The 13771-nt window shown below is 38.3% G+C and carries 8 protein-coding genes; 5 read left to right on the plus strand and 3 right to left on the minus strand.

Annotated elements, in window-relative coordinates:
• Window positions 1-48 precede the first annotated feature (48 nt).
• A complete protein-coding gene (locus GAB14E_RS13405) occupies window positions 49-735 on the plus strand; it encodes a hypothetical protein (RefSeq protein ID WP_033082009.1) in 687 nt (228 codons plus the stop codon).
• A gap of 138 nt (window positions 736-873) precedes the next feature.
• Entirely contained in the window at window positions 874-1503 is a 630-nt protein-coding gene (locus GAB14E_RS13400; RefSeq protein ID WP_033082010.1) for a hypothetical protein, read from the plus strand.
• 233 nt (window positions 1504-1736) lie between these two features.
• Here the strand turns inward: GAB14E_RS13400 and GAB14E_RS13395 are convergent, their stop codons facing one another.
• Window positions 1737-3755 (minus strand): S8 family peptidase, encoded by a 2019-nt coding sequence (locus GAB14E_RS13395; RefSeq protein ID WP_033082011.1) that lies wholly within the window; start codon window positions 3753-3755, stop codon window positions 1737-1739.
• Window positions 3756-4238: 483 nt separating this feature from the next.
• Window positions 4239-4712: an Lrp/AsnC family transcriptional regulator gene (locus GAB14E_RS13390; RefSeq protein ID WP_156115706.1), complete on the minus strand. Its 474-nt coding sequence runs from the start codon at window positions 4710-4712 to the stop codon at window positions 4239-4241.
• A 201-nt stretch (window positions 4713-4913) separates the two neighbouring features.
• On the opposite strand from GAB14E_RS13390, the gene GAB14E_RS24070 reads away from it, so the two are divergent.
• From GAB14E_RS24070 to GAB14E_RS13385, 3 genes are all read left to right on the plus strand, one after another.
• Complete coding sequence (locus tag GAB14E_RS24070; RefSeq protein ID WP_052093629.1) at window positions 4914-8042, plus strand: S8 family serine peptidase; 3129 nt, start codon at window positions 4914-4916, stop codon at window positions 8040-8042.
• A gap of 118 nt (window positions 8043-8160) precedes the next feature.
• Entirely contained in the window at window positions 8161-10470 is a 2310-nt protein-coding gene (locus GAB14E_RS24075; RefSeq protein ID WP_052093630.1) for a pre-peptidase C-terminal domain-containing protein, read from the plus strand.
• A 91-nt stretch (window positions 10471-10561) separates the two neighbouring features.
• Window positions 10562-12934, plus strand: coding sequence for a S8 family peptidase (locus GAB14E_RS13385; protein WP_033082013.1), 2373 nt, complete (start codon window positions 10562-10564; stop codon window positions 12932-12934).
• 119 nt (window positions 12935-13053) lie between these two features.
• On the opposite strand, the gene GAB14E_RS13380 is transcribed toward GAB14E_RS13385, so the two are convergent.
• Window positions 13054-13545 (minus strand): Lrp/AsnC family transcriptional regulator, encoded by a 492-nt coding sequence (locus GAB14E_RS13380; protein WP_033082014.1) that lies wholly within the window; start codon window positions 13543-13545, stop codon window positions 13054-13056.
• Window positions 13546-13771 lie beyond the last annotated feature (226 nt).

Below are 13771 nucleotides of genomic sequence, written 5' to 3' on the forward strand. Positions count from 1 at the left end.
TAAAAATCAAGGTGATTTTTAGGCCGTAATATTAAGGATAAAAGAAACATGTCTACTGAATATAAAATTTACTTAGTTAATGAAAGTGCATCAACTAAAAACATGTGGTGCTTTTTAACTAAACCAGAAGGGTTAACTGGTCCAAACGTTTTTGCAAATTCGAGTTCATCTCTTAGTGTGACGCCAAATTATGCTGGCACAAATCTTTTCACAGTACCTTTACAATATAGTTTACAAGCAGGGGCTTCAAATGAAGCTGTCGGTCTTGATATCAGAATTGATTCAACTATCAGTGTAAATGCCGATTTAAAGAAAAAATACCAAGCAGATTATGTTACCGCTCCACCTAAACAAGGCCCTAATCTCACCCTTGATCAAACGGGTAGTAGTCCTGCTAAAACAATGGCTTTTAAAACGAATGGCTTTAATAAGGTGCAAAACGAGGACAATCAATGGTTCTCAAGTGCTACTTTTGGTATTGAAACAGGCAATGGTTTTATGGGCGTTACCTGGTCACCGGATCCTAATGATACAAAAACAATAACGCCAAAATTTGAATTTTACATTGCAACTGGCTCGTTTGAAAGTAATAAGCTGGCTGACTTTAATACAATATCCAATGACTCGGCTATTATTCCACTGAGTATGTTTAAAAACCTTGAAGCTACAGTAACTCTTACCGAAACAGGTAGTTGGGTTGTAACTGCAGGAAGACCAGAGCTTGCAATGGCTTAATTAACGAATACATTAAATACACGATTTGATAGCAGCCATTGGGCGGCAATCAAATCGTTAATCGTTAATTGATTATCTAGTATCAAATATGCATATTACTGAGTGCATTATCAATAATCCGCTTTACTGGGGAAGCTAATGATAAAAATTTTAGTTCAAAACAATACTTTATCGAAAAGGCGTTTTATTCTTTATCAAACGAATAGCACAGATGCGAACATCAACAGTTATGTCTGGGATAGTAGAACATTAGATAATGGTGGCAGTTGGATGTTAGAGTTCCCGCTAAGTTTCAGTGTTGCCGGGAGAATTCAAGAAAGCGGCAATGCAAATTATACAGAAACAAGTGAAGCAGCTGCCCAAGAGGGAGAACAGTGGCAATTAATTCGCAATACGCCCCAAGAACCGCTGACCATTGTGCAAAAAGACAACAAGCCAATTGGCAATGAAGTAGAGATAACGTATGTTTCAGGTGCTGGAAAAGTTAACGCATTGCTGCTGAAGTCTAGCAAAGCGGTGGTTGGTAAATACTTGAACCTTCATTCACTGGTTGGCTTTAAACTGAACAACAGTTTCTTTATCGCTATATCAGAAGATATGAAGCGTGGAGATGTCATTGTTATTAACGAACTCATGGCAAAACACGAAGTTGATACAACTAATAACAAATGGGTTGATAGGTATGAAGTAACCGCGACGGAAAATACCACGACGAGTGAAATTACCATTGTGTCGCAAGAAAAAATCATCCAGCCGTTGATAGTGTAGGAGATATTAGTTATTAGTAATTATAACAACTGATATTTTGAGGAGGGGTGTGGTACTACCGGGGGGATAAGTCGATAGCACCACGATTGAACAAGTTTACAAATTTAAATAAGGTGTGGCACTACCGCGTAAAGGAGTACGATAGCGCCACGGTTGAACAAGGTTTACTTATTAACTCAACTTAACTTAAACATTTTATATAATAATCATTTTTTTAACGCGTTATTGAATGATTAAAAGTTAACGCTTAAGGCCGCTTCAGTAAATGCTTGGTACGGGTTAAGCATAATATAATAAGTCATGGTAGAGCCAGAGTTGTTGGTTAATGAACATGTCTCATTATTACCAGTGTTATACGGTCTACAGTCGTAGTCAGTTTTTGAGGCTAGTTGATTAGCTTGAACATATAAATCTAAATCGCCAGTACCGCCAGCCACTGCAACTGTTAATGTTTGCGAAGCAGGTACATCAATAGTGTAATAAAGAGGTTCTATTGTTGAACTTAAGCCTGTTACTTGTTGGCCATTTGACAAATCGCCATCACCCGTTGGTGGCGGAGTAACTTCACTTTGCACCGTTGCAGTGATTTGAGCTCCAGTATATGCACTATATGCATAAGCATTTATGTAGTAAGTCCCAATTGCAGGGTTAGTGATTATACATTCTTCATTATTTCCGGATGCTTGTGAGCGACAGTCAAAATTACTTCGGCCTGCTTCTTCACCAAATTTGACCATGATATCTAAGTCGCCGGTACCATTTTCGGTGGTTATAGTTAGCTGGTCTACCGCTTCAGTCACTTCTATACTGTATTGTATTTCAGATTGTGAATCGCCATTCATTGCTACACTAATATCATTACTCAATTCAATCACTTCGCCAGTGACCGGACAAAGTGTTGGATCTGTTTCACATGTTGGTGGCGTAACTATACCACCACCGGCTTCACTACCCACATAAAGTAAACGGTTTGGCGTTGCTAAAGGCAATATATCTAAACCTATGATGGCACCTTTGGTCGAATCGTTTATTAATTGAGCCTTGACTTCGGCAGGGCTAAGCGATGGATCGTTGCTTAATGCTAATGCTGCGGCACCAGTTACATAAGGTGAAGCGGCTGAAGTACCAGTAAAACTGGTTGAACTAAATCGAATGCTGGCAGCACTTACGCCAGAGCCAGGAGCGAAAATATCAACACATTCACCATAATTAGAATAACTGGTCATGGTTGAAGGACTACCAAGGTTGTCTTCAAAAATAGCGACATGATCTTCTTTAGCTATAGCGCCAACGGTGATGACATCACTCATTCTTGCTGGGGAGTTCCAACAAGCATCATGTTGATCATTACCTGCACCAGCAATAACAGTGATGCCATTATCAATAAGAGATTGTAAGGCAACTTCCATCAATTCAATGTCGTCAATGTCGTATTCGCCAGCTCTTGGTCCTTCAGCCCACCAGGTAAAACTGATGTTCACTACCGAAGGTAAGCTGTGTGTTTGAGCATCTTGTTGAATAAAATCAATAGCATCAAGTACTTTACTTAAATGTACCTCTTCTAATGCACCAAGGTCTGCGTTAGGCCTGTCGGTTTCACATTCAGCAACGTTTTTATAAATACTTACCGGCACCAGTTGGGTTTTTTTGGCAACACCAAACTTTTCACTGGAGACTAAACTTGCTACTGAGGTGCCGTGACCGTCACAATCATTGCCGTTAAGAGAACCATCATTAGCGCTAAAACCATTACTTCTTAATAATCCGTCAAAATGACTATTATAAAGATCTACACCGGTATCCATAATATAAGCAACAACACCTGAACCATCAGAATAAGGTTCATATGTAGTATCAAAACCTTCAGGTCGTTGATCTATACGGCTAATACCCCAGTCATTAAAAACAAATGAAGTCTTTTGTGGGGTAAAACTCACGTCTTTATGTATGCTGGCGACATGACCACTAGCTTCCAATTTTGCTAGTTGTTTTGGTGTGGCTTTTACTACAAATCCCTGTACGGCATCAAAATAAACCTTAATCGTTTCAGCACCAGACTGCTCACTAAGGATATTAGCGACAAGTTGATGGTAATCAGCTCGAGATTGAGATTCATTACTAAGTACGGTGGGCATGTTCAAAGTAACAATGTAATTTTCAGCGCTCGCCATTTGGTTTACGGCGGTAGCGTTAGCACTAAGTAAAAGTAGTGCTGAAGTAATTAAACTGTTTGAGAATTTTGCTTTCATCATTAATACACCTTTTTTATTTTTAAGTTTCTAGTTTTTATAATTATAAAAAACGACAACGTATCGTATGTTTTTGAGCCAGTTCGCTATTTATACTTTCACAACAAAAAATATTAAGCAATGATAATGTGAATAAAAATGTGAATAAAGTGGTTTTTATTGCTTCTATCTTTGACTGTGAAGTGAATTTTAATACAGCGATATCAAGCTGGATTTACAATTGGTTACAAGTTATTTGTCATGGTACTGGTTGTTGGTACTGTTTATTAAGGGTTTTATGTTTTTGTTTGTAAGCTTGTATAGCTAAGTAGTGTTTTTGCATACAATCTACATACATTCATTATTAGTGAATAGTTATTCTTTTTGCTTTCGGTCGCTTTAGCATAGTTATGAAAATTGTCATCTTGTTAACTGTTTAGCAAGCTTGTTAAATTATCGATTTAAATTGTTAAAATTTAGTTCTTATCATTAACTTTTAATAAAAAATCACTCTAAATGTTTAAGCGGTAGAGCGGTTTTATTAATAACTTTACGTAGCACAAAGCTTGATTGTATATCTGTTACCCCGGCAATATGAGTAAGTTTATTTAATAAAAGTTCTTGATAACTCTCCATATCTTGTACAACTAACTCGACGAGGTAGTCCGCTGACTTACCGGTAAAGAGTATGCATGAAGTCACCTCTGGGTAAGTCGCAATCTCTTTCTCGAAATTCTCAAAACGATCGGGAGTATGGCGATCCATACCGATATGAATTATGGCAGTAAGTGTTAAACCAAGCTTATTTGGATTAAGCATGGTCGCGTACCTGTCTATGATCCCTTCGTCTTCTAATTGTTTAACGCGGCGAGAGCAAGGGGAAGGTGATAAGCCCACTTTGTCAGCAAGTTCTATGTTGCTAATACTGCCATTTTTTTGCATTTCATCCAAAATTCGACGATCCATTTTATCTAAAATCATGATTATTCCTTACACCTCTAGATTAATTAAACTGGTTAACTGACTCTGGGCGCAATATATCATCAATATTTTGAATTTATCAAGCAAGTTATGCTAATTAGCCTTGTAGATTTAGAAAATGCGCAACACATATTTTCCGTAAACCCTTTATAGTTAAATAGAATATCCAATAATTAAAAAGAATAAAAAAAGGAGCACGGTATGATTAAAAAACAAACGTTGATGGTCACTTTTCTCGGTACATTTTTGCCCTTACTTGGTTTTTGTAGCCAAGCTAGTGAGCTACCAAAAAAGTCTGCAGTACTGGTTATTTTCAAAAAGAATTCCAGCCCTGTAGACCGACTTAGTGTATTTAATAGCGATGCAAAACTTATTGAATTAAAAAGATCTGCCCAATTGATGGGGAAAAACACAACAGTATTTAATCCCTTTATGACGAGTGACAACGTCGATAGACGTTTTAAAACGTTATCAAGCGGTCAAATGGCAAAAATAGTGGTACCTAATGGCATTACTATTGAAGCTTTTAAACTGAAATTGAAGCAAAACCCAGCAGTAAAAATGGTGGTAGAAGACAAGACTGTACAATCGCAAGGTCTTCCTAATGATCCTTTGTTTGCACAACAGCCGAGTCTACATCAAGTCAATGATCATGACTTAGATGCACCAGAAGCTTGGGATATATCGACTGGCTCTAAAGCTATTTATGTTGCTGTTATTGATACCGGTATTGATTATACCCACCCAGATTTAAGCGATAATATCTGGATAAATGAAGGTGAAATCCCAAATGATGGCATTGATAATGACGGAAATGGGTATATCGATGATGTGCATGGTATTGATACTTGGAACAGTGATAGTGACCCTATGGACGGTAACGATCACGGCAGCAATGTAGCCGGTATTATTGGTGCGAGTGGTAATAATGGCCTTGGTATTACGGGAGTAAATCATCATGTTAACTTAATTTCCTGTAAAGCCTTTAGTGATGGTCGTGGCGGCAGCACTTCGACAATTTATCAATGTCTAGATTACATTCTAAGCCTTAAACAAGAAAAAGGTTTAAATATTCGGGTAATCAATAATTCCTATTCTCAAGCAAAAGATTCGATTACTGAAGCCGAAGATATTGCTATCTGGCAGATGATGGTTGATAGGGTTGCTGATGAAGATATTCTCTTTGTTGTCGCGGCGAGTAACGAGTCTTCTGACAATGATATTATTACCCAGATGCCAGGCAATCTACCAAACAGAAATGTGATCACTGTGGCAAGTACTCGTCAAAATGGCAGATTTGCTTATAGTCATAGTAACTATGGATTAAACACCGTACATATAGGTGCTCCAGGGCATTCAGTTACTACCACGGAATCTTTATTACAAAATCCAGAACAACCTTATTATTTCTTATTACAAGGAACTTCTTTTGCAGCTCCTCATGTCAGTGGTGCAGCGGCTTTAGCCCTATCGGTTAATCCTAATTTGACTGCGGTTGAACTTAAAAAGATGTTGATGGCAACAGGTGATAAATTATCGTCATTAGACAGCAAAACAGTTAGTGGTAAACGGGTTAATTTGCATAAATTGTTAGTTGCAGCAGACTCAAGCCCTCGTTTAGTATTTGAGAGTGATCAAGCAAGGCAAATAATCAAAGGCCAAAGCAATGCTATTATTTTTAATCTAGTCGCTAAAAATGGTTTAGAAAATACCGCATCACTTGCTGTGCTAACACCTACAGGCATAACAGCATCGTTATCTGCCGCTACAGGTGAAGCTGGTCAAACGGTTATCTTAAATGCAACAGCTACCGAGTCGGTTTCCGTTGGTGAACATATTATTACTTTAAGCGCTGGTGGCTTTAAGCAAGAAATAGCCGTTGATGTTCTACCTGGTTCACTCGAAACCGTGAACTTAGCTGCAGAAACATTTCAATTAACACCTTGGTTACCTGATGGTGTATTAAGCAATGTTACTTTAGTGCCAAGTGATAGTAGTGAAAGCCTCATAACATATGATGTAAAAGTTACCATGGATATCAACCATGAAAAAGTTGGCGAACTTGATCTTTATTTAATATCACCAACGGGCACTAAAGTTAATATCCTTAAAAGCGATGGTAATGCAGATACGCAGCGGGATATTCGAGAAGTGTTTTATGACTTTAGAGGAGAGTCAGCTGAAGGCCGTTGGTCAGTTCAGGCCTATGATAACTCGGGTGGATTTTGGTTAGATCTTGATAAAATAGTTGGTGCAATTAACTGGACATTATCGGTTGAGGTCGCTGGTGGTAAAGCTAATGTAGAACCCATTTGTATTGGCTCTGAAGCAACCGTGTTAACAGATGGCAGTACCATCACTTTATGCAGTAAAGAAGACTTACAGCAACACTTAACAATGCAAGTGCCCGAAAGTCAAGAATCACTTACCATTGAATTAACTGCTGATAATGGCAATGCAGATCTCTACATTAACTTTGGCGCGCAAGCCAACCTATCACGTTTTGATTGTATCTCTAATAAAGGTGAGTCAATTGAGTCATGTGTTATTGACCAACCAAATGCTGGTACCTACTACATTATGGTAACAGGTGCTGCTGATGAAGTTGAAGTGAGTGCCAGGCTTGTTGCGAGTAATGAGCGTTCTTGTCAAGAAGATCCAACGCAAGAAAAATGTCAGGCAGTAGAGCTTACCTCAGGAATTAGTCGGTCAGTGAGTGCACCAAGCAAAACCTTAACTGAGTTTTATATCGATGTTACTGGGCCAATGCAACACTTAGTCGTAACAAGTAATGGCGACAATGGTGATGCTGATTTATTTGTTAACTTTGATACGGCAGATACTAGTAATGCAGAGTGTCGTAGCCGAAGCGGCAGCTCAAATGAAAGTTGTGTTATTGATAATCCTCAACTAGGTCGTTACTTCATCAGTGTTGAAGCCTATAAAGCCATTGAAAATATCAGTTTAGTTGCAGAACTTATTCCTGAGGTAAGTTGCAACGAAAATTGTTGTGACCAAGATTGTGGCTCTGGTGATGAAGTCATTTTACTGGATGAAAGTAACTTAAGTTCAGATAGCTTAATTGTTAGAGAAGTTACGGTACCTGCGGGAAAAACCTTAACGGTTACCACAAGTGGTGGTACTGGTGATGCAGATTTATTTGTGAAATTTGCCAGTCAACCATTACTTTGGGATAAAGACTGTGGCTCTAGTTCAAGTTCAAATGATGAGACCTGTAGCATAACTAACACTCAAGCGGGTACATATTACATTGTGCTTGATAGTTATGAAGCATTTACGGGCTTAAGTTTACTTGTAAGTTATCAATAAAAACATTGATAAATTCTCCCTTAACATTACAACAATCACTTTGTTGTAATGTTGCCATTGGGCTGTAACTCTTTTAGAACAACAGCCCGTTTATAACAAAAATAAAAAGGTGTATTGCATGACTACTTCATTAGTAAGCAAGTTAGATGTAAAAAAAGCATTGCTAACAAAGCCGATATTAAAAATATTATTCATATCTTTATTATCAACAAATAGTACTGTTCAGGCGAAAAATCAAATATCTTTAGGGGATCTTGCTGTTAATTACAGCACAATTGATGCACTTAATAACAATATTGATCTGCAATCAAGCTGCGGCGCTACAGTAGAGCGAAAAGACGTTGCCTGTAGTGCCGACGAATTTATTGTTGAGTATGAGCGTAGTAGACCTATTGCCCGTATAGTTACCAGGCAAGAAAGCAATGGTAGCTTGCGGACCGGTATGTGTACCGCTTGGCGAGTGGGAAAAACAAATTTATTGATGACTAATAACCATTGTATCGCTAGTCAAGAGCGCTTAGATGAGTCAGAGTTTTGGTTTAATTTTGATGCGATTGATTGCGCTGTTGATGTCGATCAAGAGCATAGATTAACCGAGTCAGTTATTAAGGTTACTGGTGGTCAGTTGTTAGTAACTGATTATGATCATGACTTTACTTTGTTTAAAGTAAAGGAGGAATATTTTGATAAAATTGAACCGTTTGGTTATTTTGGTTTAGATGTTCGCGAGCCGCTACAAGGAGAGCGCATTTACATTCCACAACATGGTTATGGCAATCCTAAACAATTATCAATTTTAAGTGATATGGATGCCAGCGGTTTTTGTACTGTGCAAAAATCGACAATGACGCCGGAAGATTATGGTCGAGCTGCAGATACCAGCATGGGATATTTTTGCGATACCGTGCCAGGCTCATCAGGCTCACCAGTGCTATCAAGAACTAGCAATAATGTTATCGCCTTACATAATCAAGGGGGTTGTGAAAATTCAGGGGTTAAGATTAGTGATATCTGGCCTTTAATTGAGCAGTATTTCCCACAGCAAGCCATCCCTACAGGTGATAATCATCTGGTTGATGTTAAGCCTAATGCAAAAATAATAAGTCATTGCCAAGATAATATTTGTCAGCTTAGTGCAAGTCGAAGTACTGATGGCAATTCTACCCAAAACAGCAATGATATAGCGCAGTATTCTTGGCTAATCGCAGGAAATACAATTAATGGCATGAATATTAATCATACCTTTACTGATGTTTCGGCGTCTCATCAAGTTAGCTTAACCGTAGTTGATCATAGTGGCCTAAGTGATAACACAACATTAGATATTAACGTATTGGGGCATGAAAAACCGGGTATCTCCTTGAGTAACGGGCAAACCATAAACAATATTAATTCTAAACATGGCTATGCTAATTACTTTTATATTGATGTACCTGAATCAGCAGTAGGTCAGTCTTTGGATATTAAAGTCGTGGTAAATGAAGGTTTTGTTGATCTAGGTGAAATTAGAGAAGGCAAATTTTTTCGAGTATACGTGACTGATAGTAACAATGACCAGCGTTTAGCTCACTCGGGAAAATCAACGTTAAATCAAGGCATAGAAGTGTTAGGTGCCGGCCGCCATACGATAAAAATATATGATGTTGGTAGTACTTCAATAAATATTGATGGTAGCTACTCAGGGGTTAGTTTAACCCTTGGTTATGATTCATCAAATGGTGAACAAACATGTGCAGAAGATCCAACACAAGAAAAGTGTCAGGTATCACAACTTAGTCCAGGCGTTAGTCAGTTCGTTAGTGCTGAAAGTAAAATAGTCACTGAGTTTACTATTGATGTTACTGAGCCCTTGCAGCAATTAGTTGTTACAACAAGTGGCAACAACGGTGATGCAGATTTATTTGTTAACTTTGATAGTGCATCGACAGGCGATGCACAGTGCCGTAGTCGAAGCGGAAGCTCTAATGAGAGTTGTGTTATCGATAATCCTCAATTAGGTCGTTACTTCATTAGTGTTGAAGCCTATAAAGCCTTTGAAAATGTAACTTTAGTTGCGAACTTAATTCCACAAATGGGTTGTGTTGATGATTGTTGTACTGAAAATTGTTGTCAAGATGACTGTGGCCCAAGTGACGAAGTAACTTTACTTGATGAAAGTGGCTTAAGTTCAGATAACTTGCTTGTTCGTGAAGTTATTGTACCGGCAAGAAAAACTTTAACGGTTACCTCAAGTGGCGGTACGGGTGATGCAGATTTATTCGTTAAATTTGGCAGCCAGCCGGTACTTTGGGATAAAGATTGTGGCTCAAGTTCCAGCTCAAATATTGAATCTTGCAGCATTACTAATACTCAAGCAGGCACTTATTACATAGTGCTAGATAGTTATGAAGCGTTTACGGGTATCCAGCTAAAAGCAAGTTATCAATAGGTTGTTTTAAAAGGGTGGTTACTTAACAAAAAAAGTAGCCACCGAAATTATCACAAAAATAATAAAATTGCCAAAGAGCAAAGGAGAAAAAATGAACAAGTTAAATCTACTCATTAACGCAAGCTTGTTAAGCGTTAGTTCACTTACAGTAACAGCGGTCTCAGCTATTCAGCCAATAAACAGTGTATCTGACAATTTATCTGATATTTCAATACAAATAAGCCAGAAAAATGAGTATTTAGTGACCTTTAAGCCAGTGGCTTCGCTAAATGATGTTTCGAACGCCGATTTTATCCAAGCGCAAAAAGTGAAGTTAGCTAACAATAAGAAAATAAGCGTTAAAAAGGTGTATAAATATGCCCGAACAATGCTGATACAAGCAGATGAGACAACCATAGCCACATTAAGGTCGGATGAAAACGTATTATCAATAACCCTTAATAGTGTTTTAGCCGATATGCCCATTAAACCAATAAAATTAAATAGGGTGGCACAAGTACAAAATGGCGATGATGACATTGCTAGTTGGGGTTTAGATAGGATAGATCAGCGCTATTTAAACCTTGATGAACAGTTTATTAGTTCCGCTCAGGGTACTGGGGTAACTGCCTATGTATTAGATACGGGTACGGTGACAACATCAAATGAGTTTTACGGTAAAAATGGTGAAAGCCGTTTACGTATGGGCTACAACCCGTTTAGAGACAACTTTGATAGTGCCGATTGTCATGGTCATGGTAGTCATGTTGCTGGTACGGTAGGGGGCTCAAATTATGGTGTAGCAAAAAATGTTAATGTTGTTGCGGTTCGCGTAATGGAGTGTGGGGAAGATAAAACCGTTGCCAATATTATCGAAGGCATGAACTGGGTAATGCAAGATGTTGCCAATCATCAAGGTCCGGCGGTTGTTAATATAAGTTTAAGCGATCCTGATGGCTCTGTGTCTTGGGATAATGCCACACAGGCCATGATAGATGCCGGTATTACTGTGGTCGTCGCCGCAGGTAATAATTTTTATGATGCTTGTAAAAATTCCCCAGCTCGATTAAGTGATGCCATTACCGTTGGCGCTACCGATAAATATGATTTTTACAATAATTTATCTAATTATGGTGCGTGTGTTGACATATTAGCGCCAGGTTCATCAATTACTTCAATTGATGAAAATGCTGAGCAATGGACCATTAGTGGTACCTCAATGGCAGCTCCGCATGTCACGGGCGCAGCTGCATTAGTATTAGAGAAAAATCCAAACTTTAACCATCACCAAGTGAAACAATATTTACTTGCACATGCCACCCAAGGTGTTATTTCAGGTACAACGGGAGCAGGTGATACTGAAGTTGGCTCTGCCAACAAGCTGCTCTATATTGGTGATGATTTAGGCACACCATTAGTAGAGTCAGTTGTTAACTCGGGCGAAACAGTACAAGTTCAAATGTTAGCCGGCGGTTTAGCTTATTACAAAACGATAGTGGGTAATAATGCTCAGCAACTTAAGATCACGGTTGACTCTCAAGCAGAGGTCGACCTTTATGTTAAGTATGCAGATGTGCCAACGGCTAACCCTATTAATTTTCACAATGACTGTAAACAAACTCACTTTGGTGGTTATGAAGTTTGTGAATTTAGCGCACCTGAAGCAGGTGAATGGCATATATTGATTGCTAGCGGGTATAATAACAGTGACATTCAACTGAGCGTTACTAATGATGGCGGCGTAGTCGATATCTGTGATACCTCACCGCAAAGTGTCGAATGTATTTGTCCTAAAGAGCCAACTAACCCTATTTGTATTACTGACCCTGATCCAGAGCCGAATCCTAACCCAGGGCTAACTGAACTCACCTCAGGTCAAGCTGAAATGCTTAATTTAGCCAAACAAAATCAAGCGTTATATTTTATTGATGTTGTCAGTGAACAGCAGGCCTTGAAAGTGACAACTAGCGGCGAAATTGGTGATGTTGATATGACTATTACGTTGGGCGAGGGTGATGAGCAAATAGAGCTTTGCTCAGCAACCACATCGAGCAGCAATGAATCATGTGTCATTAATAACCCGGTAGCGGGGAGATATTTCATTACCCTTGATGCCTACACTGATGTTGAAGAGGTAAGTGTTGAGGCAAATGTTATAGAACAAAGTGGTTGTCAGCAAGATTGTGATGCGGTTGAATTATTAAAGTTAACTCAGCTTAATTCAAACAGCCAATTAGTTTACCCGGTCACTGTGCCTGCAGGTAAAACACTGACTGTAACAACGAATGGTGGCTTGGGTGATGTTGAATTAATGGTTAATTATAACGTACAGGCATCAAGCTGGTGGTCGAGTGATTGTTTTTCATTAAACTCTGGTAATGATGAATCCTGTGAAATTAGCAATACACAGGCGGGAACTTATTACATTGTTTTGAAACGTTATGAAGACTTTAAGCAAGTCACTTTAACGGCTAGTTATCAGTAATAAATACAAAGTAATCAGAATAAAAAGCCAGTTAAAGGCGTTATTTTAACTGGCTTTTTGTCGTTATGAGTTTGCTATTACTTATCCAAAGTTTAGCTTACATAATTAAGGTATAAATTTTATAATTTACTATTCAAATTTTTTAAATGATTGAGTGGAACTGATGTTCTATCTATAACTTTACGTAAAACAAAACTTGATTGTACATCACCCACGCCAGGAATACGGGTTAACCTATTCAGTAATAACTCCTGATAACTCTCCATACTCTCAACCAGTAATTCAATTATGTAATCAGCAGAATGACCGGTAAAAAGCATGCAGGAAATGACTTCTGGATATGATTCAAGCTCCTTCTCAAAACAATCAAAACGGTCAGGTGTATGTCTGTCCATGCTGATTTGAACCATAACATGGAGTTTCAAACCCAGCTTTTTGGGGTCAAGTAAAGTCGCATATCCTGAGATGATGCCTTCATCTTCTAATTGTTTCACTCGTCTAGAGCAAGGAGAGGGGGATAAGCCAACTCTATCAGCTAAATCTAGGTTACTGATAGAGCCATCTTTTTGCATTTCAGCTAAAATATTTTGATCTAATTTGTCTAATATCACTACTTCAATCCCATAAAACAATCTATTTGGCAATTATAACGTTGAACGCGCAATAATTCATTAATAAAATGCCCTTTGTTAGTTAAAACCTCTCGAATAAGGTGATATCTCGGCAAGTACGCAATAACTCTCTCGATGAAATATTTTATAATTATTGGGTAGTAGAGCAAACAAACTTACTGGCAAAAGTCAGCGGCTAAATAATAAAGCCAATAGATTGGTATGT

The organism is Colwellia psychrerythraea (assembly GCF_000764185.1).
GTDB classification, from domain to species: Bacteria; Pseudomonadota; Gammaproteobacteria; order Enterobacterales; family Alteromonadaceae; genus Colwellia; species Colwellia psychrerythraea_B.

Excerpts from the sequence above, each read along its gene's own strand:
- GAB14E_RS13405 (WP_033082009.1), top strand. The coding sequence starts at position 49 with ATGTCTACTGAATATAAAATTTACTTAGTTAATGAAAGTGCATCAACT.
- GAB14E_RS13400 (WP_033082010.1), top strand. The coding sequence starts at position 874 with ATGATAAAAATTTTAGTTCAAAACAATACTTTATCGAAAAGGCGTTTT.
- GAB14E_RS13395 (WP_033082011.1), bottom strand. The coding sequence starts at position 3,755 with ATGATGAAAGCAAAATTCTCAAACAGTTTAATTACTTCAGCACTACTT.
- GAB14E_RS13390 (WP_156115706.1), bottom strand. The coding sequence starts at position 4,712 with ATGATTTTAGATAAAATGGATCGTCGAATTTTGGATGAAATGCAAAAA.
- GAB14E_RS24070 (WP_052093629.1), top strand. The coding sequence starts at position 4,914 with ATGATTAAAAAACAAACGTTGATGGTCACTTTTCTCGGTACATTTTTG.
- GAB14E_RS24075 (WP_052093630.1), top strand. The coding sequence starts at position 8,161 with ATGACTACTTCATTAGTAAGCAAGTTAGATGTAAAAAAAGCATTGCTA.
- GAB14E_RS13385 (WP_033082013.1), top strand. The coding sequence starts at position 10,562 with ATGAACAAGTTAAATCTACTCATTAACGCAAGCTTGTTAAGCGTTAGT.